At 37.8% G+C, this 24009-nt stretch carries 21 protein-coding genes, 1 tRNA gene, 1 rRNA gene, 1 other RNA gene and 1 other annotated feature; of the genes, 6 read left to right on the forward strand and 18 right to left on the reverse strand.

The window, feature by feature from the left end; all coding sequences use genetic code 11:
• Positions 1-127: 127 nt before the first annotated feature.
• Positions 128-395, reverse strand: an RNA gene (gene ffs, locus AC3WSK_RS25820) — signal recognition particle sRNA large type.
• Between the two features lie 325 nt (positions 396-720).
• Between ffs and AC3WSK_RS25825 the strand changes: the two genes are divergently transcribed.
• The 4 genes from AC3WSK_RS25825 (at position 721) to AC3WSK_RS25840 (ending at position 4750) form a co-directional block, all read left to right on the forward strand.
• Positions 721-813: transfer RNA gene (locus AC3WSK_RS25825), tRNA-Ser, on the forward strand.
• A gap of 430 nt (positions 814-1243) precedes the next feature.
• Positions 1244-2506, forward strand: a complete 1263-nt coding sequence (locus tag AC3WSK_RS25830) for an ATP-binding protein (protein ID WP_079564081.1) — start codon at positions 1244-1246, stop codon at positions 2504-2506.
• Positions 2507-3385 carry a response regulator gene (locus AC3WSK_RS25835; RefSeq protein ID WP_079564078.1) on the forward strand — a complete coding sequence of 293 codons (879 nt, stop codon included), beginning with the start codon at positions 2507-2509 and terminating at the stop codon, positions 3383-3385. It begins immediately after the preceding gene.
• 90 nt (positions 3386-3475) lie between these two features.
• Positions 3476-4750, forward strand: coding sequence for a cation:dicarboxylate symporter family transporter (locus AC3WSK_RS25840; protein ID WP_079564075.1), 1275 nt, complete (start codon positions 3476-3478; stop codon positions 4748-4750).
• A gap of 48 nt (positions 4751-4798) precedes the next feature.
• Here the strand turns inward: AC3WSK_RS25840 and AC3WSK_RS25845 are convergent, their stop codons facing one another.
• The 10 genes from AC3WSK_RS25845 to AC3WSK_RS25890 all read right to left on the reverse strand — a co-directional run bounded on the left by AC3WSK_RS25845 (position 4799) and on the right by AC3WSK_RS25890 (position 13348).
• On the reverse strand, positions 4799-5419 hold the full coding sequence (locus AC3WSK_RS25845; RefSeq protein WP_492414951.1) for an RraA family protein: 621 nt from the start codon (positions 5417-5419) through the stop codon (positions 4799-4801).
• A 145-nt stretch (positions 5420-5564) separates the two neighbouring features.
• Complete coding sequence (locus tag AC3WSK_RS25850) at positions 5565-6473, reverse strand: methyl-accepting chemotaxis protein (RefSeq protein ID WP_492414952.1); 909 nt, start codon at positions 6471-6473, stop codon at positions 5565-5567.
• Positions 6474-6579: 106 nt separating this feature from the next.
• Entirely contained in the window at positions 6580-7107 is a 528-nt protein-coding gene (locus tag AC3WSK_RS25855) for an LOG family protein (RefSeq protein WP_079564067.1), read from the reverse strand.
• A 279-nt stretch (positions 7108-7386) separates the two neighbouring features.
• Complete coding sequence (locus AC3WSK_RS25860) at positions 7387-8055, reverse strand: deoxynucleoside kinase (RefSeq protein ID WP_349662214.1); 669 nt, start codon at positions 8053-8055, stop codon at positions 7387-7389.
• Positions 8052-8690 carry a deoxynucleoside kinase gene (locus AC3WSK_RS25865; protein WP_197143179.1) on the reverse strand — a complete coding sequence of 213 codons (639 nt, stop codon included), beginning with the start codon at positions 8688-8690 and terminating at the stop codon, positions 8052-8054. The genes AC3WSK_RS25860 and AC3WSK_RS25865 overlap by 4 nt, the downstream gene beginning before the upstream one ends.
• A 179-nt stretch (positions 8691-8869) precedes the next feature.
• Positions 8870-11281, reverse strand: a complete 2412-nt coding sequence (locus AC3WSK_RS25870) for a heavy metal translocating P-type ATPase (protein ID WP_492414953.1) — start codon at positions 11279-11281, stop codon at positions 8870-8872.
• Positions 11282-11362: 81 nt separating this feature from the next.
• Positions 11363-11569, reverse strand: coding sequence for a copper chaperone CopZ (gene copZ / locus AC3WSK_RS25875; RefSeq protein WP_068986807.1), 207 nt, complete (start codon positions 11567-11569; stop codon positions 11363-11365).
• A 60-nt stretch (positions 11570-11629) separates the two neighbouring features.
• On the reverse strand, positions 11630-11962 hold the full coding sequence (locus AC3WSK_RS25880; protein WP_079564056.1) for a metal-sensing transcriptional repressor: 333 nt from the start codon (positions 11960-11962) through the stop codon (positions 11630-11632).
• Positions 11963-12041: 79 nt separating this feature from the next.
• Positions 12042-12992 (reverse strand): cation diffusion facilitator family transporter, encoded by a 951-nt coding sequence (locus AC3WSK_RS25885; RefSeq protein ID WP_427485036.1) that lies wholly within the window; start codon positions 12990-12992, stop codon positions 12042-12044.
• A gap of 20 nt (positions 12993-13012) precedes the next feature.
• Complete coding sequence (locus AC3WSK_RS25890) at positions 13013-13348, reverse strand: ArsR/SmtB family transcription factor (protein ID WP_079564051.1); 336 nt, start codon at positions 13346-13348, stop codon at positions 13013-13015.
• Positions 13349-13532: 184 nt separating this feature from the next.
• Between AC3WSK_RS25890 and tadA the strand changes: the two genes are divergently transcribed.
• On the forward strand, positions 13533-14051 hold the full coding sequence (gene tadA, locus AC3WSK_RS25895) for a tRNA adenosine(34) deaminase TadA (protein ID WP_170939073.1): 519 nt from the start codon (positions 13533-13535) through the stop codon (positions 14049-14051).
• A 79-nt stretch (positions 14052-14130) separates the two neighbouring features.
• On the opposite strand, the gene serS is transcribed toward tadA, so the two are convergent.
• From serS to pdxS, 3 genes are all read right to left on the reverse strand, one after another.
• A complete protein-coding gene (gene serS, locus AC3WSK_RS25900) occupies positions 14131-15411 on the reverse strand; it encodes a serine--tRNA ligase (protein ID WP_079564048.1) in 1281 nt (426 codons plus the stop codon).
• A 70-nt stretch (positions 15412-15481) separates the two neighbouring features.
• Positions 15482-15705: a binding site (T-box leader), on the reverse strand.
• Between the two features lie 49 nt (positions 15706-15754).
• The gene (gene pdxT, locus AC3WSK_RS25905; RefSeq protein ID WP_492414954.1) at positions 15755-16318 is read right to left on the reverse strand and encodes a pyridoxal 5'-phosphate synthase glutaminase subunit PdxT; all 564 of its coding nucleotides are present in this window, start codon (positions 16316-16318) and stop codon (positions 15755-15757) included.
• Position 16319: 1 nt separating this feature from the next.
• Positions 16320-17204 (reverse strand): pyridoxal 5'-phosphate synthase lyase subunit PdxS, encoded by an 885-nt coding sequence (gene pdxS / locus AC3WSK_RS25910; RefSeq protein ID WP_427485035.1) that lies wholly within the window; start codon positions 17202-17204, stop codon positions 16320-16322.
• 105 nt (positions 17205-17309) lie between these two features.
• Here pdxS and pdxR point away from each other — a divergent pair, with 105 nt between their 5' ends.
• Positions 17310-18737: a MocR-like pyridoxine biosynthesis transcription factor PdxR gene (pdxR, locus tag AC3WSK_RS25915; RefSeq protein WP_492414955.1), complete on the forward strand. Its 1428-nt coding sequence runs from the start codon at positions 17310-17312 to the stop codon at positions 18735-18737.
• A 17-nt stretch (positions 18738-18754) separates the two neighbouring features.
• Here the strand turns inward: pdxR and asnB are convergent, their stop codons facing one another.
• From asnB to rrf, 4 genes are all read right to left on the reverse strand, one after another.
• Positions 18755-20593: an asparagine synthase (glutamine-hydrolyzing) gene (gene asnB / locus AC3WSK_RS25920; protein ID WP_492414956.1), complete on the reverse strand. Its 1839-nt coding sequence runs from the start codon at positions 20591-20593 to the stop codon at positions 18755-18757.
• A gap of 102 nt (positions 20594-20695) precedes the next feature.
• Positions 20696-22027, reverse strand: a complete 1332-nt coding sequence (locus tag AC3WSK_RS25925) for a D-alanyl-D-alanine carboxypeptidase family protein (protein WP_079564038.1) — start codon at positions 22025-22027, stop codon at positions 20696-20698.
• Between the two features lie 142 nt (positions 22028-22169).
• Complete coding sequence (gene guaB, locus AC3WSK_RS25930; protein WP_079564035.1) at positions 22170-23633, reverse strand: IMP dehydrogenase; 1464 nt, start codon at positions 23631-23633, stop codon at positions 22170-22172.
• A 302-nt stretch (positions 23634-23935) separates the two neighbouring features.
• Positions 23936-24009: ribosomal RNA gene (gene rrf / locus AC3WSK_RS25935) — 5S ribosomal RNA — on the reverse strand; the annotation flags it as partial.

Below are 24009 nucleotides of genomic sequence, written 5' to 3' on the forward strand. Positions count from 1 at the left end.
CTTGGCTAACCTCTACTTCTGTCTTCGGGGTTCGGGACTTGCACCCTATAGTTCATACGCATGCCGGGCGCACATAAAAAAACGCATCCGCCTTTTGGACGGATGCGTTTGAATTGGCAATTTAATGCCGTGCACCTTTCTTCGACAGCCGCACATAAGCGTTACTCTTGTCGTTAGCTCAGATTAGGCAACCCCGCGGCACATGAATAAGACCACTTAATGCTGCTTCCTTCCGGACCTGACATGGTTCATGGGTATCCATTGCGCAGGACCCAATCGTCAACACTACGTGCAAAAGGCAGACCAAACAATACGGACAGCCTCGAAAAAGGAATTCAGTCTCGCTAGAGCGGATTGCGAGTTACAGGACACCGCTACCTTCCCACCTAGCACGGCAATAACTAGTATACTGACTGTTTTCATAAATTGCAACTTAATACGCATAATATTTGTGTGGAATATTCTATCAGTACTGTAAAAAAGAAATTATTAATCAATTATGCCTCAGCATAATTGCGTCCGGAATCGGCTTTGTGCTTAGAGCCGACACGATGTCGGTCATTTCGGTAATGCCACAGGACGTGGCGTTCTTAGACAGAGTTCCTCTATTTCAGCGGGTGTCCAAACACCCGCTGAAATAAGTTTAAAAAAACTGTTGACGAGAATTTTAAAATATGATAAATTTATTTTTGTCGATGAGACAACGCAACAGAACAACATGGAGGTATACCCAAGTCTGGCTGAAGGGATCGGTCTTGAAAACCGACAGGCGGGTAACACCGCGCGGGGGTTCGAATCCCTCTACCTCCTCCAGTTTTAAAATTCCGACTACGAATGTAGCCGTTTTTTTTTGCCTAAAAATTATATGTAACACTTATTAGATGCCACTTCCGCTTAGGGTGTGGTATTTTTTTATTGTAAATCACGATTTATAACTGATTCATTATGCCTCGGCATAATTGCGTCCACAATCGGCTCTGTACTTAGGTCCGACAAGATGTCGGTCATTTCGGTAATGTCACAGGACGTGGCGTTCTTAGAACAAGTTCCTCTATCTCAGCGGATGTTTGGACACCCTCTGAAAGAAGTTAAAAATCTATACCCCTTTCATCTCAAAGTCGCATTCTGGCCAACACAACGTCAAAAGTAGTGGTACAATTACTTTTATTTCAAACAAGCAAACGAGTTCTTTAGCATATCTTTTCTTTGCTATACCGCTCTGTTAATATTGGGAGGATTTTTTATGCATTCGAAATTTTACATATATCGTGCTTCCCTCACTTGGATTTTCACAATTGCACTGTTAACTGCTGTCGGTAGTGAAATTAAAATAATGCCTTTCTCGAATACAACTTTTCGTTTCGGATTAGGAAGCATCATTTTCTTTTTATGCACTTTACTTAAACCTACACCAATTATTTTGGCTGGGTTTACTACAAGCATCGTGACAACCATTTTCCGTGTTATCATTAATTACTCTTTACATGATGTTCCATTAGTCGATAGTTTACTAATACATTTACCTGCTGCTACATTTTATATATCGTTCGCAATATGCTTACAGATTCTAAGTATTCATCAATATAGAGAAAAACCACTATTGCTTGGATTACTAGTTGCATTTAGTGAAGTATTCAGTAATTTAGTGGAACAACTATTTCACTTTATTATAAATTCTTATACTTTTTTACTCCTCCCTGATTTACTTATACTTTTAGCAGTTGCTTTATTACGTAGTTTTTTTGTTGTTGGTATTTATAGTTCCATTTTAATTGCTGAGCAAAAAAAACGGGTTCAGGAAATGCTTACAATCGGCTCAGATTTATATGTTGAGACACTTTATTTGAAAAAATCTATGAACCATATAGAAGCAATTACAGCTAGTGGATTTGATTTATATCGACAATTAAAATCGCTAGGCTATCGTGCAGAAAGTTTACAGGCACTCCATATTGCCCAGGAAATTCATGAAGTAAAGAAGGATTCACAACGCATTTATGCAGGTATTTCTAAAATTGTTGGTGACAAGAGCTTTGACTCACTCAGATTATCAGAATTATTACATTTTATCGAAGATGGTAACAGTAAATACGCAGAATTTTTAAAGAAAGAAATTGAGTTTATAATAAATATTGATATCGATTTTCAAACGAAAGAACATATTCCTTTGCTTGCGCTTTTGAATAATTTAACAGCTAATGCTATTGAAGCAATTGAGAATCAAGGTATCATTTCTATTGCCATTCAGCAGCAACAGGATGATACTGTATTCACAGTATGTGATAATGGGAAGGGAATTCCACACAGTAATCTCTCTATTATTTTTGAACCTGGATACACTACAAAATACAATGTAGATGGTGTCGCAGCAACAGGTATTGGGCTTTCACACGTTGTTGAATTAGTAAATAAATTAAATGGCTCCATATCCGTCGAATCAAACAATCAAAACACGATGTTTAAAATTAAAATTCCTACGCAAACTATTCAAACAGGAGAGACTTAAATGAGGTATTTTATTGTAGATGATGACCGAGCAAGTCGGGTCATGTTAAAACAAATTATTGAAGATAGTAGTTTAGGTACAGTAATTGGTGAAGCACGCAATGGTGAGGACGCTATTCCACAAATTTTAATGACACAGCCAGAGTTTGTACTGATTGATTTGCTTATGCCGAAGCTTGATGGAATAGCAACAGTCGAGCAACTTATTCAAAATCGTTTTGAGGGACAATTTGTCATGATTTCTCAGGTAGTGAATAAGGAGATGGTAGGTGAGGCCTATGAGCAAGGTATAGATTTCTTTATTCATAAGCCAATAAACCGCATTGAGGTTGAAAATGTTTTACGTAAAACAACTGAACAATTTCGCCTAAAAAACTCATTGCTTATAATTCGCCAATCACTTACAAATATTGATCTAAGTGAACAAATAAATCAAAAAGCGACGTCTCGCGATCATATTCAATCTATCTTAAATGATATGGGTATCGTTGGTGAAATCGGAAGTGAAGATATTATAGCTATCATCGAAACATTGCTTGCCCATCAGCACAAAATTGCACCACTACCTCCATTAAAGGAGCTTTATGAGGAAATTGCAGCTGTCACAAAGGCTACACCAGATGAAATTTTGAAGGAAAGTAAAGCCATTGAACAGCGTGTGCGCCGTACTATATTAGCAGCGATGATCAATCTCGCCAATTTAGGTGTCGTAGATTATACAAACTCGGAATTTGAATATTATGCACCTCGATACTTTGACTTTAAAGAAATTCGTCTGCTTATGACTCAGATAGAAGATCACGAAAATCGTAAAGCAAAAGTGAATATTAAGAAGTTTATTCAGGTGTTATATTCAGACATTTTAACAAAAGTAAATTAATTTTCTCGGATTTTGTCGGATTCCATAAGTCCTCCGTATTATTAAAATAAGGCAAGTCCTAAAAATTTAATATTAGGGGGTACTAAAGTTTTGAAGAAGAAATTTAGAATCAGTTTAGCCACTCAAATTTTAGTCGGTTTGATTTTAGGGATCATTGTTGGCGGTATCTTTTACGGAAACCCCAAAATTGAAACATATTTACAACCTTTAGGTGATATTTTCCTTCATCTAATTAAAATGATCGTTGTACCGATTATTATTTCTACATTAATCGTTGGTGTTGCTGGCACTGGAGATATGAAACAGCTTGGACGATTAGGTGGTAAATCACTTATTTACTTTGAAGTTATTACAACAGTAGCAATTGTAGTTGGTTTACTATCTGCAAACTTGTTCCAACCAGGCGCAGGCCTAAACATGAACGAACTTTCTCAAGGAGATATTTCGAAATACGTTGCAACTACTGAAGAAGTACAGCACGAAGGACCGTTTGATATTATTGTAGGCATTGTACCGACAAATATCATTCAGTCAATGGGTGAAGGCGACATGCTTGCTATCATCTTCTTCTCAGTTATTTTTGGTTTAGGGGTAGCTGCCGTTGGCGATCGAGGTAAACCAGTATTAGACTTCTTCCAAGGGGTCGCAGATGCTATGTTCTGGGTAACGAACCTCGTAATGAAATTCGCTCCACTTGGGGTATTTGGTTTAATTGGTGTAACCGTTTCCAAATATGGATTCGCTTCACTAATACCACTTGGCAAACTTGCTATACTTGTTTATGCAACAATGCTATTCTTTATCTTTGTCGTTCTTGGTCTTGTGGCAAAATTCACTGGTATCAATATTTTCTTCTTAATTAAGGTACTAAAAGATGAGCTAATTTTAGCGTTCTCAACGGCAAGTTCTGAGGCTGTGTTACCACGAGTTATGATGAAAATGGAGAAACTAGGTGCTCCAAAGGATATCGTATCCTTTGTTATTCCAACCGGTTACTCCTTTAACTTAGATGGTTCCACATTGTACCAAGCTATTGCTGCATTATTTATCGCTCAAATGTACGGTATTAACCTAAGCATTGGTGAGCAAATTACGTTAATGCTTGTATTAATGGTTACATCTAAAGGGATTGCAGGTGTTCCAGGGGTATCCTTCGTTGTACTTCTAGCAACTCTAGGTACTGTCGGCATTCCAGTTGAAGGTTTAGCATTCATCGCAGGTATCGACCGTATTCTTGATATGGGACGTACAGTCGTTAACGTAATTGGTAACTCACTTGCGTCATTAGTAATGGCGAAATGGGAAGGCCGTTTCGATACAGACAAAATGAAAAATTACTTTAAAGAAAATGAAAATTTAGCATAAAGATCAAAAAAAATCTCACGATGTACGGATGGCATCGTGAGGTTTTTTTTATTTTGTTAGAACTTTATCTAAATAAGCAATAATAGATTCTTTTCCATTTGTATGCGCCTCTTGTGCACGTATTTCATCTTTTTCAATCTTTACCTCAGCAGCTGCAATAATACGCTCTGCATCTTCCTGTGGTACGACAACGACACCGTCCACATCCCCAATAATATAATCACCAGGACGAACAGAAACGCCCCCAATAGCAATAGGAACATTTACTTCCCCACCACCGTTTTTATAGCCAGCTGCTACCGTTGTGCCAAGTGAAAACACAGGAAAGTCTAGCTCGCGAATTGCTGCAATATCACGAATAACACCATCAACGACAAGGCCCTGTATACCAATCCCCCTCGCCAACGAAAGAACAAAATCACCGGCAACTGCACGATTGGTATTCCCTTTAGCATCGATTACTAAAATATCTCCCTCTTTAGCAGCTCGAATTGCTTCCAATACTGCACTATTTTCGCCATCTGGTAAACGCACTGTTACCGCACGGCCAGCAATTTTATAATGATCTGCTAACGGTTTTATATCACTCCGTAAATTTGTATGTCCTCCTGTCGCATCTGAAACAGCAGTCGTTGCCAAATGCTTAAAACTTACTTCCACCTTTGTCATCCATAACACCCCTATTATGATTTATGAAAGCTTACACAATTATTGTAAATAAAACTCATCCACTATTTCAATATATATCAGAAAATTATGTAAATAAAATAATTGATGGGGTATTTATTTTGCAAAAAACATTTGTTGAAAGAAGTTAAATTATTTTGGTAAAATGCCTCGATTGCTCGTCTAATGCCTCTGCAGCAGTAGCGATTTCAGCAAAATCATTCGTTGTTACATTAATTTGACCATTTGTTTTTTCAACTTTTTCGGCTATACGCGTGATACTCTCAGTAACTTGTCCAATCTCTCGCTCAATGCCCTCAACATTATTTTTTACTTCTGAAATAGATTGCTCCACCCTTACAGAAAGTTTTCTAACCTCTTTTGCTACTACATCAAAGCCTCTTCCATACTCACCTGCTCTTGCTGCTTCAATAGCTGCATTTAGTGCAAGTAAGTTTGTCTGAGAAGCAATTTCTTGAATGGTTTTCACAATTCCTTTAATAGATTCAGCTTGCTTCTGTAGCTGCGCAAGATTTCTCACATTATCGGCAGACTCTTGTGAAACCTCTTTTACTGTTTCCAGTAAATCCTCGCTATTTTGAATACCAGCCTCCGAACGGCTATGAAGTTCTTTAGACATGACCTTTAATGTATCAGCTACACTGACAATTTCATTTTGACGTTCAGTAATATTTGTTGCAATTTTCGATACGCCAATCACCCTTCTTGAGTTATTAGCAAAGACAGGCATATAAGTAGCCTCAAGCCAAATTCTATTACCTCTTGCATCCATTCTTTCGATTTTATCCTGATAGCTATTACCAGCAGCTAAGTTTCGCCAAAACTTTCCGTATTCTATACTATTTGCAAATTCCGGCAAACAAAAATCCTTATGATCTTTTCCGATCATTTCTTCAACTTTATAGCCTAATGTTTTAGCAAAAAGCTCATTTACATAGGCAACTTTATGGTCCATATCAAAACGGATAATGGCTATATTTCGTTCAATTGCCAACACTACTTGATCATCGGTAACATTTGTATCTATTGCCTGCATAACCTACACCTCTTTCATTGTATTAGCGAACTAAAATTTTTATAGTAATGAGCCTAACAAAAATATTTATACAGATTACTTATTGCAGAAAAAACATGGGCATATATTACCCATGTTTTTTTAATAAACTTAGTACTTCCTCCGATGTAGTAGCTACACGAATAAGTGGCTGTTGTTCTGTTCGTATAAAACCTTCCTCAAGCATTTTCTGAAAGTGTTGTAAAATCGCATCATAAAAGCTATTTACATTATATAGGATTACAGGCTTTTCATGTAATCCTATTTGTGCCCACGTAAACACCTCAAAATATTCATCCATTGTCCCACCACCACCTGGTAAAGCTATAAAAGCATCTGCTAACTCTACCATTTTGGCTTTACGTACATGCATAGACTCCACAAAATGAATCTCTGTTAACGAGGCATGTGCTAATTCCCGCTTCTGCAAATGAGTTGGCATCACGCCAATAACCTCTCCGCCAGCTTCTAATACTGCATCTGCTACTTTCCCCATCAGTCCTGTTTTCGAACCACCATAAACGACACCATGACCATTTTGAGCTAATACAGTCCCTAATTCGGCTGCCTTCTCTGCATAAATTGGATTTATGCCTAAGCCTGAACCACAATACACTGCTATTCTTATAACAATCCCTCCTACCCAAAAGACGTGACACAATAGCTACATATTGTCTCACGTCTTTTAATCATTTATTTTATTCAATTGCTGTTTCTGCCCGGCGCATCGCTTTCGGCCAGAACGCAAAGCTTCCCTTACTATATGTTACATTTTTAAGCACAGTTTATTTCTTATTTACGTAAATGACTTGTTTGTGCCTGCCTCTCCGCTTTCGGCCAGAGCAAAAATTTATCTTCCTATTGTTTTAGAAATATAACCTTCAGTTCAAACCTTTTATTTACGTAAATGACTTGTTTGTTTTAACATATGACTGATGCGGCTCACAATTGATTCAATTGCTTCAGGATTTTTTAATAAATCATAATCATTAATATCTAAACGTAGAACCGGGCATGAATTAAAATTATTGATCCAGTTCTCATAGCGATCATGCATTTCAATCCAGTAATCATGCGGTGTTTGTTGTTCCATCGAACGTCCACGCTCTTGAATACGACCAATTACATCATCAATTGGCCCCTCTAGATAAACAAGTAAATCTGGATGAGGGAAGTACGGTGTCATCACCATCGCATCAAATAAATTTGTATACGTCTCATAATCTGTTGGGCTCATTGTACCTTTGTCATAGTGCATCTTCGCAAAAATCCCTGTATCTTCGTAGATTGAGCGATCTTGAATAAACCCGCCGCCATATTCAAAGATTCGCTTCTGCTCCTTAAAACGCTCAGCTAAAAAATACACTTGTAAATGGAAGCTCCATTTTTCAAAGTCCTCATAAAATTTATCTAAATATGGATTCGTATCCACCTTTTCGAAAGACGTACGAAAATTTAGCGCCTCTGCCAACGCTTTTGTCATCGTTGATTTTCCTACACCAACCGTACCAGCGATTGTAATGACCGTTTGTGGTGGAATATCGTATTTCTCTCTCAAATTCATTGTTGCAAACTCCTTTGTTGTAACGTGTCCTTTATTGTTTGTAAAACATATGTCAAATCATTTGGATTTTTTACGAAATCAAGCTGATCACCATTAAATCGAATAATAGGAATTTCAGGATGCATTTTCTCAAAATGCTCGATAAAAGAATGATAATCTGCCACCAGTTGCTCCATGTAATCTCGCGAAATCATTTTTTCAAATTCACGACCACGCATCGCAATACGTTTCATCAACGTATCAACACTGGCATGTAAATAAACAACTACATTAGGTACAGGCATATCTTTCGTTAATATTTTATAGATTTCCTCGTATTTATCATACTCAGTTGATGCCAATGTACGCTTTGCAAATATTAAATTTTTAAAAATATGGTAATCCGCTACAACAGGTTTATCATGCGTTAAACGGAAACTTTTTATATCCGATAATTGTTTATAGCGATTACATAGGAAGAACATTTCCGTTTGGAAGCTCCATTCCTCAATGTTTTCATAAAACTTATTTAGAAAAGGGTTTTCGTCTACTATTTCTTTTAATAGATGGTAATTAAATGCCGCCGCAATCTCTTTCGATAAAGAGGTTTTACCAACACCAATCGGACCTTCTACCGTAACAAATGGAACCGTCACCAGAAGCTCCTCCTTTATGTTCTATGGATTCTATCATCAATTACCTCGTCTTCGAGGTTTTTTTATAATCAGTGCTTTTCATTGTATCATAGTGAGAAAATGAAAGACAGAATCAAACTATTTCTCTATAAAATAGGTGACAAAAAAATAGACCCACCATAGTGGATCTATTTTTAACCTTATAATTTAATTCGCTGTAAACGCAGTGCATTTAATACAACAGATACTGAACTAAACGCCATCGCTGCACCTGCTACCCAAGGAGCTAGTAAACCGATTGCGGCAATTGGAATACCTAATGTATTGTAAGCAAATGCCCAGAATAAGTTTTGTTTAATGTTGCGCATTGTTTTACGACTCATTATGATAGCATCCGCGATACTGTTTAAATCACCACGAATTAGTGTAATATCCGCTGCTTCCATAGCTACGTCAGTACCGGTACCGATTGCCATCCCAATATTAGCTGTCGCAAGTGCCGGCGCATCATTAATACCATCCCCAACCATCGCCACTTTTTTACCTTGAGCTTGCAGTTTTTTCACTTCATCTGCTTTGCCTTCCGGAAGAACTTCAGCAATCACATGATTCACACCAACTTCTGCTCCGATTGCTTGTGCTGTGCGTTCATTATCACCAGTCATCATAATGACAGTAATACCCATTTCTTGTAAACGACTAACCGCTTCTTTTGAAGTATCTTTTACTGTATCAGCAACTGCTACTAGGCCAGCATATTGACCGTTAATCGCAGCTAACATAGCAGTTTTACCGTTTTCCTCTAATTGCTCCATTGTTGGTAAAATATCATCAATATGAATACCGTATTGTTGCATCAATTTACGAGTACCGATAACAACTCCTTGACCAGATACAGTCGCTTGCACACCGTAACCTGGTATTGCTTCAAAAAATTGAACATCTCCTAGGTCGATTCCACGATCAGTAATTCCTTGAACAATTGCTTCTGCTAACGGATGCTCGGATTGCTTCTCTGCTGCACCAATTAACGATAAAAAATGTGCCTCGTCTTGATTCGTCGCTAATACAACATCCGTTAATACAGGTTTACCATGTGTCACTGTACCTGTTTTATCAACAACTACTGTATCGATGCTTTGTGTTTGCTCTAAATGCTCTCCACCTTTAAATAAAATACCAAATTCCGCCGCACGGCCAGAGCCCGCCATAATCGATGTTGGCGTCGCTAATCCAAGCGCACATGGACAAGCGATAACAAGAACTGCGATTAATACTTCTAGTGCAGGTGTAAATTCACCTGGTCGCACCCAAATAATCCAGATTAGAAACGCTACAATCGCAATACCAACAACGATTGGTACAAAAATACCTGAAATTTGGTCTGCTAAGCGTTGGATCGGCGCTTTTGAGCCTTGTGCATCTTCTACAACTTTAATAATTTGAGCTAAGGCCGTATCGCGCCCAACTTTAGTTGCCGTCATTTTAATAAAACCATTTTTATTAATAGTGGAACCGAATAATAAATCGCCTTGCTTTTTATCAACAGGTAAACTCTCTCCTGTTAACATCGATTCATCAACAGCTGTTGTTCCTTCTAACACTTCACCATCGACAGGGATTTTTTCACCAGGTTTCACTAAAATAATGTCGCCAATGACTACTTCTTCTAATGATACTTCTTTTTCTACACCGTCACGAACAATGATGGCCGTTTTTGCCTGAAGGCCCATTAACTTTTTGATCGCTTCAGAAGAGCGGCCCTTCGCTTTTGCCTCAAATAATTTACCTAATAAAATTAAAGTAATTAATACGGCACTCGTTTCAAAATATAGATGAGGGGCATGATGTGACCCCGTAGTAATAATGGCTTGGTATAAACTATAAAAATACGCTGCAGAGGTACCCATCACTACAAGCACATCCATATTGGCACTACCATTGCGTAAAGCTTTGTATGCCCCAACATAAAATTGCTTCCCAATGATAAATTGAACGGGAGTAGCCAACACCATTTGTACCCACGGATTCATTAGAAATTCAGGAACATATAAAAATGATGTAAATGAAAAGTGTCCTACCATCGTCCAAAGTAGTGGTAATGAAAGAATGGCCGAGAAAATAAATTTTTGTTGCTGTTGCTTAATGGCCTGTTCTCGATGATCTACTGTCTCTTGCTCATCTGCTTTTTGATGCGCTTCATATCCTAATTTTTCAACCTTCGCAATCATATCTGCAATCGTCACCTCAGATGGGTTAAACTCTATAGTTGCTTTTTCGAGCGCTAAGTTTACGTTCGCAGAGGATACACCTGCTAGTTTATTTAAACCCTTTTCTATCCGTGTTGCACAGGCCGCACATGTCATACCTGTAATATTGAATTCAGTTTTTTGTTTAACGACACCATAACCAAGTGCTTCAATTTTCTTTTCAAAGTCTTCTTCATTTAGTTTTGTCGGATCATATTTAATGGACGATTTTTCAAGAGCTAAATTAACAGTCGCTTGTTCTACACCATCCATTTTATTTAAACCTTTTTCTATACGAGTTGCACAGGCTGCACATGTCATACCTGTAATTTGCAAATTCGCTTCCTTTATTTCTGAACTCATAATCATTTCTCCTCCCTACATACCAACAGGGGGTATGTGTAATTGAAAATAATAGAGTGCTACTTGAGCACCCTATTTATATTATTTAACATCATAGCCTTGATCGTCGATTGTTTCTTTAATTTGATCTAGAGATACTTGTGTTTCATCAAATGCTACATCTACTAAACCATCAGCTAAGTTTACTTTTACTTGTTCAACGCCTGCTAAAGCCCCAACACTTTTTTCCACTGAGTTTACACAATGTCCACATGACATTCCTTGTACGTTTAATGTTACATTTTGCATAAAATATCTCTCCTTTTATTTTATATACTATATAGGGGTATATATTTATTAAAAATTTTACTACTTCTTCATTAATTTTTGGATAGTCACTACTAATTCGTCTAACACTTCTTCATCACCTTCTGATAGACGATCTACTACACATCCCTTTAAATGACCTTCTAACAATATTTTTGCTACACTATTTAAAGCAGACTGTGTGGCAGACAGTTGCGTAATAATATCATCGCAGTAAACATCTTTGTCAATCATCCCTTTAATGCCTCTGATTTGACCTTCGATTCGATTTAAACGAGTCGTTAAATCTTTTTTTACGCGTTCAGGATGATGGCTTTTTCGACACGACATACCTTCCTCTGTATGACAAACATCCTCTTTCACTATATCCTCCATACAACACACCTCCTACTCACACTCATCATACTATACCCGAGAAGGGTATGCAAAGTGTAAAAAGAACTAAATATTTTTATTAATGATGATGGTGATTCGACTGCTCAGTTTTTATTGTACATAAAATTGATTGGTCATGCTTATGCGCTACTGTTTCCAATTGAATCGTTACATGCTTTATGCCCTTATGCTCAAGATTATGTTCAATTTCCCGTAATATATGCTCACCATCCACAATTTTTAGCTGATCATCGACAACGGCATGACAAGAAAGTGCATTTGTTCCACTTGTTATTGTCCAAATGTGTAAATCATGAATGCTATGAACGCCATTTGTTTGTACAATAGTTTTTACAATCTCTTCAACGTCAACGTTTGAAGGTGTGCCTTCCATAAGAACATGGACAGCAGCCTTCGTTACATAGTAGCCGCTTCTTAATACTAATGCTGCAACAATAACACTCGCAAGTGGATCCGCCCAGCCCCAGCCAAAAAACATTATTAACAGTGCGGCAACGATGGCCCCTACAGATCCAAGCATATCACTTAATACGTGTAAATAAGCTCCACGCATATTTAAATTATCTTTTGTATCACTGCCACGCATCATAATCCATGCTACTAAAATATTTATCAAAAGACCGATTGTACTAATAATTAGCATGCCTGTTGTTGCTACTTCTGGCGGATTGGCAAAACGTTCTATTGCCTCATAGAAAATAAATAAAGCAATCAAAATTAAAGTCACACCATTTAATACCGCTGCTAAAATTTCAAATCGTTTATAACCGTATGTTTTACTATAGCTCGCAGCCTTTTCTCCAAATATAAAAGCAAGTAAAGCTATTGCTAATGAAATTGAATCACTTAACATATGTCCTGCATCGGATAAAAGAGCCAAACTATTTGTTAAATAGCCACCAATCGCTTCAACAACCATATAACTCGTAATAATAATAAATGATAAGATTAACACCTTTTTATTTGCGCCATGTGTATGGTCATGGCTGTGATCATGATTATGTCCCATTTCTCATCCCTCCATTAGTTCTAGTTATGTGTAGCATGCTCAATAGCTTGCATTAACAAATTCATAATGTGGTCATCATCTTTTGAATAATATAAGGTTGTTCCTTCCCTTCTATATTTCACTAACCGTAAATTTTTCAAAAAACGTAACTGATGTGAAACTGTTGATTGGCCTAAATCTAAAATTTCAGCGATGTCGTTGACTGAATGCTCATCCGTACATAATAAATTCAAAATGCGAATTCTTGTCGGATCACTTAAAGCTTTAAATGTTTGAGACACGACGAATAATGTCTCTTCGTCTAAATGTTGTTCTTTGTTATTATGAACCTCTGTATTTTGTAGTTTTTCGTCCATTTAGCTTACCCCTAACTTTTATATTTATATATGAGCATGTGTTCATATATAAATATAGATGGTTATTTTAAATATGTCAACGTTTTAACTTCTTACATAATACGGAGGCGATGTTGCCGAGACTTATTTGACAGTAGCAATTGTCAATTAAGCAAGATACACTAAATGATAAGGAGAGATCATAGTGGATATTTTTGAAACAGACCGATTGTTTATGAACAGTGCACTGGAAGAAGCTAAGAAAGCAGCTTTACTTGGAGAAGTGCCGATAGGAGCCGTGCTTGTCTACGATGGAGAGATTATTGCACGTGCTCATAATTTACGAGAAACAACACAAAACGCGACGACGCACGCTGAACTAATGGTTATTCAAGAAGCTTGTAAAAAAATAGGTAGCTGGCGTCTTGAAAAAACAACACTCTATGTGACGCTTGAACCTTGCCCTATGTGTGCAGGTGCCATTTTACAATCTCGTGTGCCACGTGTTGTATATGGTGCAAGAGATATAAAAGCTGGCTGTGTAGATTCACTTTATCGTTTATTAAACGATGCACGCTTTAACCATGAATGTGAAGTAACAGAAGGAATTTCAGCTGAGGAATGCGGACAAATCTTAACCGATTTTTTCCGAGCTTTACGTGAACGAAAAAAGGCCGAGAAAAAGGCTCGACAAGCTTTAATTGTTGAAAATGAAGAGTTTTAATAAAAAATTCACGCTATTGGTTAAAAAGAAAAACTACTGTTGAAATTTCAACAGTAGTTTTTTCATTTTTCGACTCCGATTACTTTGGAGCGATTACTTCTTTTCCGCCCATATATGGTCTTAATACTTCAGGAATCACTACACTTCCATCCGCTTGTTGATAGTTTTCTAATATTGCTGCTACTGTACGGCCGATTGCAAGACCTGAGCCGTTTAATGTGTGTACATACTCCGGTTTTGCATTTGGCTCACGACGGAAGCGAATATTTGCTCGACGTGCTTGGAAATCTTCAAAGTTAGAGCATGAAGAGATTTCACGGTACATATTTTGTGCTGGAATCCAAACTTCTAAATCGTACTTTTTCGCTGCAGTAAAGCCTAAATCAGCTGTACACATTTTTAGTTTGCGGTATGGTAATCCTAATAATTGCAGTACTTTTTCAGCATGACCTGTTAATAGTTCTAACTGTTCATAAGATTCCTCTGGTTTAACAAAGCGTACTAATTCTACTTTGTTGAATTGATGTTGACGAATTAAACCACGTGTATCGCGGCCCGCAGATCCTGCCTCTGAACGGAAGCAAGCACTATATGCTGCAAAGCCTTGTGGTAAAGCTTCAACCGGTAAAATTTCATCACGGTAGAAGTTTGTCACAGGTACTTCTGCTGTTGGAATCATGAAGTAATCTGTATCAACTAATTTAAAGACATCTTCTTCAAATTTAGGTAGTTGTCCTGTACCTGTTAAGCTATCGCGATTAACAATTACAGGTGGTAGCATTTCTTCATAGCCATGCTCTTCTGCATGTAAGTCCATCATAAACGTCATTAATGCGCGTTCTAAACGAGCGCCAAGACCACGATAGAACAAGAAACGACTACCAGTCACTTTTGCACCACGTTCAAAGTCTACAATTTGTAAGTCCGTAGCGATATCCCAGTGTGCTTTAATGTCAAAATCAAATGTTGGTACCTCACCCCAAGTATATTCCTCTACATTATCATCCTCTGTTGTGCCAACTGGTACAGATTCATGTGGAACATTTGGTAAACGCATCATCATATCTTTAAAGCGGTCTTCTACATCATTTAATTGGACATCTAGCTCTTTAATTTCATCGCCAACCTGACGCATACGTGCAATAACTTCATCCGCATTTTCTTTATTACGCTTCATAATAGAAATTTGCTCAGATACTTTATTGCGCTCAGCTTTAAGCTCTTCTGTTTTTGCAATTAATTCACGACGCTTTGCATCTAATTGTTCAAAATCGTCTAAGTTTCCTAAATCCTCATTACGTGTTAATAGCATTTCTTTAATTTCCGCGAAATTGTCGCGCACGCGTTTAATATCTAACATCGTCATACCTCCAGTAGATTATTAATGATGGGAAAATAGTTAGTGGAAACACAAAAAAGCCCTCATCCCCAAAAGGGACGAGAGCTACCCGCGTTGCCACCCTAATTGACTAGACACTTTGTACTTTGTCTAATCCACTTATTTCATAACGGCATTTCAGCCGGCGACAGCCTACTTCATTCACTTCGACTGCGCAACTCCAGGACGGATTCACAAGTGCTTTTATCAGCTTCCACCACCCGCTGACTCTCTAAAAAAAACATGCTTGTTACTACTTCCCATCATCGTGTTAAGTTATTTAAATTTTATCCATACTGTACTATATGAGATGAGATTTTGCAAGTCATACCATAAAAGATACAAAATATTCAAGAATACGTGTATCTTCCGTTAATTCAGGATGGAAGGAACAACCTAATAAATGACCGTCTTTTGCTAAAACGATTTTCTCGTCATGCTCTGCTAATACTTCAACACCTTCACCTACAGAAACAATATGTGGCGCGCGTATAAAGACAGCCGGAATGGCAGGACCTATTTCAGGTATGTCGAGCTTCACTTCAAAGCTATCTACTTGACGTCCATAAGAATTCCGTGCAACTACCACGTCCATCACTGCTAAATGTGATTCATAATCCACTAAGTCCCTTGCTAATAAAATCAATCCTGCACATGTTCCAAACATCGGTAAACCTTGCTTTGCAAGTGTGCGAATTGGCTCTAATAACTCGTATCGATTCAGCAATTTGCGCATCGTTGTGCTTTCTCCACCAGGCAAGACAAGTCCATCAAGCTTCTCTAAATCACTTCTTTGTTTTACTAAGACCGCTTCGCATCCGAGAGACTCTAACGTTTGCACATGCTCTCGCACCGCGCCCTGTAATGCTAAAACACCGATTCGCTTCATTTTACCAGCCTCGCTCTTGCATACGCTCATTTTGACTAAGCTGTGCAATATCGATGCCTTTCATCGGAACACCTAACTCTTTTGAAATTTCAGCAATTAGCTTGTAGTCCTTATAATGCGTAGTAGCTTCAACAATTGCACGAGCAAATTTCTCTGGGTTTTCTGATTTGAAAATACCAGAACCAACAAATACACCGTCAGCTCCAAGCTCCATCATTAATGCTGCATCTGCTGGCGTAGCAACTCCACCTGCTGCAAAATTTACTACTGGTAAACGTCCAAGACGCTTAATTTCTCTTAATAATTCAAAAGGAGCACCAAGCAATTTAGCCTCTGTCATTAATTCGTCCTCTGTCATACCAACTACCTTACGTACTTGCGCATTCACTTTTCGAATATGGCGAACTGCCTCAACAATATTACCTGTCCCTGGTTCCCCTTTAGTTCGTAGCATAGAAGCTCCCTCACCAATGCGTCGAGCAGCTTCACCTAAATCACGACACCCACAAACAAAGGGCACTGTGTAGTCACTTTTTAATAAATGAAACTCTTCATCTGCTGGCGTTAATACTTCACTTTCATCAATATAATCAACACCCATTGCTTCTAACACTCTTGCTTCTACAATATGTCCAATACGCGCTTTAGCCATTACAGGAATAGATACTGCCCCCAATACCTCCTCGACAATACGAGGATCAGCCATACGTGCAACACCACCCGCCTTGCGAATGTCTGATGGTACTCGTTCTAATGCCATGACAGCTACAGCTCCTGCCGCTTCCGCAATTTTCGCCTGCTCTGCATTAATAACATCCATAATGACGCCACCCTTTTGCATTTCCGCCATCCCGCGCTTAACTAATTCTGTACCTGTTTGTCTCATGATTTCTAACCTCCACCTTTATGATGAAATTTAGTATAATTGAAATTGACCATATAAAAATATCCAGTTTACAAAATAACCATAAGGTCAGGAGGATGAATGAACATGGACATGTTATTATTCCAACTAGAAAAAAATGGTGAAAAACCGCTCTATGACCAGCTTTATAGCGGCATTAAGGAAGCTATAATTTCAAAGAAAATTGCAGTAGGAGAAAAATTACCATCAAAAAGAAAATTAGCCGATTTTTTGAATATTTCTCAAACAACTATTGAAATTGCATATGCACAGCTACTTGCAGAAGGCTATATTATGTCTAAATCACGTGTCGGTTATTTTGTAGAGGAAATTGACGAGCTTCCATATATTCAGCAGGACACAATAGTTTCTTTACACGAGCAACCTAAGAAAAAATCTTACAAGATAGATTTTAATCCTGGTTCTATCGATATTGATGCCTTTCCATTTCAAACATGGCGAAAATATGCGAAAGAGCTCTTTGATGATGCCTCAAAGGAATTATTATTAACAGGTGAGCCTCAAGGAGAACTATCTTTACGAACGGAGATTGCTAATTATTTATTTCAATCACGCGGGGTTGTTTGTAGTCCCGAGCAAATTGTCATCGGCTCAGGAACTGAACAGCTTCTACCAATGATATTGCGCCTCTTTGGTGACGATACTTGCTTTGCGCTTGAAAACCCTGGATATCCAGCTGTGCATCGTATGTTTTCCCAGCATAAACGAAAAGTCTATCCAATTGCGGTCGATGATGAAGGAATTGTCATTCATGAGCTCGAAAAAACTAGCGCTGACGTTGTCTATATTACGCCATCACACCAATTCCCTACAGGAGCAGTATTATCGGCTACAAGACGTGCACAGGCTTTAAATTGGGCCGCACAAAGCTCCTCTCGATACATTATTGAAGATGATTACGATTCCGAATTTCGTTATACTGGAAAGCCAATTCCTGCACTTCATGCATTAGATCGAAATGATAAAGTCATTTATATGAGTACATTTACAAAATCATTAATGCCGTCCTTGCGTGTTGCTTATTTTGTACTTCCATCAAAATTACTTGCTACTTATAATGATATGTTTAATTACTATTCATCAACGGTACCCCGTTTTGATCAACATATCGTAGCTAATTTTATGCGTGATGGCCATTTTGCAAAGCATTTAAATCGTATGAGGAAGGTTTATCGAAAAAAGCATGAAAAACTTACTTCTATTTTAGAAAACTATTCTAATCAAATTAATATTACCGGTGAGCAAGCAGGAATGCATATTTTACTAGATGTACAGCATACTTTGTCCGAAAAGCATTTACAGCAGCTCGCATCCAATGCGGAAATCAAAATCTATCCACTATCTGATTATCGCCTAGATCACTCTACACCATCGCAAGCTCAATTTTTACTAGGTTTTGGAGGCATACCTGTACATGAAATTGAACCTTCTATTGAAAAGCTAATGAGTTGTTGGGACGTACAGAAAAAACACCGATCAACCTTAAAAGGTTGATCGGTGTTTCCGTTATATTACGATTCAATTAGTTGAATATTATATAGCTTAAACCATGTATGGATTTGGCCAAGATAAGCCAAAAGCTGTGGACCTGCCATTAATTGTCCATACCAAGGAACTTTGAAAGAACTGCCACCAGTTTCAATTAGCCCTATTAGCTTCTGTCGCTCAAACAATTCATGAAGAATTGAATTTTTATCCTCCATTATTTCTCTTAGCCATTTTTGAATACCTGCTGTATAAACTGGATGGTATGTTTTAGGGTACGGATTCTTTTTCCGATATAAAACTTCTTCTGGCAATAAATGTTGCATTGCCTTACGAAGCAAACCCTTTTCTATACCTCCTAAATTTTTCATTTCCCAAGGAATATTCCACGCATATTCAACAAGTCGATGATCTGCAAACGGAACACGAACTTCAAGACTCGCCCCCATGCTCATACGGTCTTTTCGTTCCAACAATGTTTGCATAAACCATACCGTATTCAAATAAAACATTTCACGTTGCCTTACTGCCTCAATACTCTCTCCATCAAGATATGGTACTTCGGCAATTGTTTGCGAATATGCTTGTTGTGCAAATGATTCAACTTTTAATTTCTTACGCCACCGCTCTTGTAACATTGTTGATCTTTCAGACAGTGAACGAATCCAAGGAAAGCCTGTTGTCTTTTCTGTAAACCATGGATAGCCGCCGAAAATTTCATCTGCACATTCACCGGATAGTGCAACGGTAAAGTCTTTTTTTATTTCTCGACAAAACCATAGTAACGATGAATCTACATCTGCCATCCCTGGTGAATCTCTAACAACGACTGAATCTACCAACCAATCGATTAATTGCTGCTGAGAAATTTCCTCAGCATGATGTGTTGTACTAAAGGTATCTGTCATTTTTTGAATCCAATACGTGTCTGTTGATGTTTGAAAAGCATGTGGATTAAAGAAGCGTTCATTATCCTCATAATCTATAGAATACGTATGGAGCATGCCTTTGTTTTGTTCATGAAACCTGTTTGCTGCAATTCCAGTAATAATGCTGGAATCTAATCCGCCTGAAAGAAATGTACAAATCGGTACGTCTGAAACAAGCTGTCGTTCAATAGCATCCGTTAGCAAAAAACGGACATGTTCGATCGTTTCCTCTAATGACTCTTCATGTCTTTTACTTTGTAACTGCCAATACTGCCAAACTCGTCTACCCTCTCTAGAGAAACGCATTGCATATCCTGGACGTAGCTCACTAATATTTTGGAAAAGTGATTTTCCGGGCATTCTAGATGGCCCTACAGCCATCATATTTGCTAGCCCTTCCGTATTAACGGTTGTTTTAATCAATGGATGAGCTAATAATGCTTTCACCTCGGATGCAAAAAGCAGGCCGTCTTGTTGTTCTGTGTAAAACAAAGGTTTTACACCTAGTCGATCTCGACATAAAAAAAGAGATTGTGATTGTTCATCCCATATACCAAAAGCGAAAATTCCATTTAAAAAATCAACACACTGCTCTTTCCATTCAATATAAGCAGTTAATAATACTTCCGTATCTGAATGCGTTGTAAAAACATGCCCTCGATTTTGAAGCTCTTTCCTTAACTCTTCTGTATTATAAAGTTCGCCATTATATGTAATGACATAGTTTGCACCATCATGTACTTTTTTCATCGGTTGCTTTCCACCGATTAAATCTATGACAGCTAACCGACGATGGCCAAATGCAATATGCTCACTACACCATATATTCTCATCATCAGGCCCTCGTTTATTTAATGTTTGCGTCATTAACTTTAGAATTTCATTACTTGTTCTTAAATCCTTTTGAAAGCTAGCCCATCCTGTAATGCCACACATTTAGCCACATCCTTTCGCCTAATAGCGTATGCAGTAAAGTGTAAAAACGTGAAAAAGAACACGAGATGTTTGAAAACATCTACGTGTTCTTTAGATTAATTATTAAAATAAGCCACCGACAAAGTCAGTAATGCTGCCCCATAAGTTTCCGAAGAAGCTACCAATACCTTGGAAGAATAATGAGATACCACTAGCACGCTCCACAGCCTCTGTTGTGACAACATCAGCCTTAAGACCCTTACCGTCAATAAAACCGTGATCTGTGCCCTCTGAGCGCTCAATAACTACCTTTCCGACAACTGTATCCTTCTTAACCCCTGCTTCAAGACTCTTTTTATCTAATACTAGTTTAGGTTTATATAAGTCTTTTTCAGATGACTTGATCATAAATGAAACTGGTTCTTTAACAGCAATTGCTACATTCTTTTCTTTACCTTTCGTAACTTTTACTGTTTCTTGATCTTTAAACTTATAGTTCGCTGGGATAATTTCTTGTTTCGAGAATTGTGAGAAGCCATAGTTAAATAATTTAGCTGTTTCATCAAAGCGAGCTTTATATGAGCCTTCTCCGTTTGCATCTACAGCCTTCATTACAACAGAAATTAAACGTGTACCATTACGCACTGCAGTACCTGTAAAGCAATGTCCCGCAAAGTCTGTTGTTCCTGTTTTTAATCCATCAACGCCTTCATATTTGTACACTAATCCTGGCAACATAAAGTTCCAGTTCTCCATATTAATTGCATCTTCTGTACCTTCACGGAACGTCTTTTTGGCAATTTTAGATGTTTTTAATACGTCTGGATGATCTTTTAGTAAATGATATGCTAATTTAGCTACAGACTTAGCAGGCATTACGTTTTCATCATTTGGTCCAGTACCTGCTGGATGCATACCAAATAGATTTGCATTGTTAAGACCAGAAGAGTTTACGAATTTATAGTCTGTAAGACCAAGCTCTTCTGCTTTTTTATTCATTAGCTTTAAAAACTCAGTTTCAGTACCCGCAATTGTTTCTGCTATAGCAACTGTAGCAGCATTTGCAGAGTAAATTGCCATCGCCTCATATAATTCACGAATTGTGTAAGATCCATCTCTACGCAATGGTACATTACTTAACGCACGATCTTGAGACATTTTATACGTATAATCAGTTACATGATATTCCTGATCCCACTTAACTGTACCTGCTTCAATTGCGTCCAATAACAGGTATTCAGTCATCATTTTTGTCATACTCGCAATACCTAGTGAAGTATCTGCATTTTGTTCATATAAAATTTTTCCTGAATCTGCGTCAATTAAAATTGCAGCATCCACGTGTAGTCCTAAATCTGTTTCTGCATTTGCCTTCGCTGGAATACCTGCTAAAACACTAAATAACAAAACAGGAATTAGGAGTAAGCGTATAACAGTGTTCATTGTCTTTTTCACCTTTAAAGCCCTCCAAAAAAATATTCTTGTCCTCGACATTTTATCATATATAGTAATGTCCGTGCGCACTCTCTATCATAAAAAAATGCTCTCGTGTCATCTTTGTAGACGATTCGAGAGCATAAAAGTTGCTAGTAATATATTACATCGAATAGTTTGGTGATTCTTTTGTGATTTGTACATCATGTGGATGTGATTCACGTAGACCTGCACCTGTCATTCGAACAAATTGAGCATTTTCACGTAAGAACTCAAGGTTAGCTGAACCGCAATAGCCCATACCTGCACGAATACCACCGATTAATTGATAAATAGTATCCGCTAGAGGTCCTTTGTAAGGAAGACGACCTTCAATACCTTCAGGCACTAATTTTTTCGCATCCTCTTGGAAATAACGATCCTTTGAACCTTTTTCCATAGCCCCAATTGAACCCATACCACGGTATACTTTGAATCGACGACCTTGGAAGATTTCAGTTTCACCAGGAGATTCAGAAGTACCTGCAAGAAGTGAACCAAGCATTACCACATTACCACCCGCTGCAAGAGCCTTTACGATGTCACCAGAATATTTAATGCCTCCATCAGCAATAATTGTTTTCCCAAGTTCACGTGCTACTGTTGCACAATCGTAAACAGCTGTAATTTGTGGTACACCTACACCAGCTACGACACGAGTTGTACAAATAGATCCTGGTCCAATACCAACTTTCACTACATCTGCACCAGCCTCAAATAATGCGCGTGCACCTTCAGCTGTTGCCACGTTACCAGCGATAATTTCAAGCTCTGGATAAGATTCACGGATAGAGCGAATTGTTTGTAATACACCCTCAGAATGACCGTGAGCTGTATCGATAACTACGATGTCTACTTGTGCTTCAACAAGCTTTTCAATACGTATCATCGTATCTTTTGAAACACCTACTGCTGCCCCTACTAATAAACGACCATGTATGTCTTTTGCAGCTTTAGGGAACTCAATTACCTTTTCGATATCCTTAATTGTAATTAATCCAGTTAATTTACCTTCTTCATCTACAATTGGTAACTTTTCGATTTTATATTGTTGAAGAATCTTTTCAGCATCCTCTAGAGTCGTTCCAACAGGAGCTGTAATTAAATCTTCTTTTGTCATAACATCTTCAATTTTTAAAGAATAGTCAGAAATAAAGCGTAAGTCACGGTTTGTAATGATCCCTACTAGCTTTTGATTTTCCATGCTATCAACGATTGGTACACCAGAAATTCGGTATTTACCCATTAAATGCTCAGCATCGAAAACTTGGTGAGTCGGAGTTAAGAAGAATGGGTTTGTAATAACACCATTTTCAGAACGTTTTACTTTTTCTACTTGCTCAGCTTGCTCATCAAGCGACATGTTCTTATGGATAATACCGATGCCACCTTGACGTGCCATAGCAATTGCCATTTTAGATTCTGTAACTGTATCCATGCCTGCGCTGATCATTGGAATATTTAATTTAATCTTCGGTGTTAGTTGAACTGATAAATCAACATCTTTCGGTAATACTTCTGAATGGGCTGGTACTAATAATACATCATCAAAAGTTAAACCTTCTTTGGCAAATTTAGTTTCCCACATTTTCGTAACGTCCTCCTATAGTTAAAAGAATATTAATTGTAAGATTAACAACGTGCTAAGCTACTGTCAAGAAACTTATAAAAGAAAGACAATTCAGATTTTTCTAAGTGCCATCTTTAATAGACTTTTCTTCCTTTTTTATATTGAAGAAAATATAGCCTTTTTTAATTTCTTCTACATTTAGAATAAATGTTAGTTAAGCTCTGTCTTATTTTAAGCAAGTTTTGTGGAATTATTGATAAATTATTAAGGTTTTTCGTAAAAATAAAAAAACAGCCAGCACACAGCTGACTGTTTACATTGCCTAGCGACGTCCTACTCTCACAGGGGGAAGCCCCCAACTACCATCGGCGCTAAAGAGCTTAACTTCCGTGTT

The sequence above is a fragment of the Lysinibacillus sp. EB271-A1-10B genome, assembly GCF_058791335.1.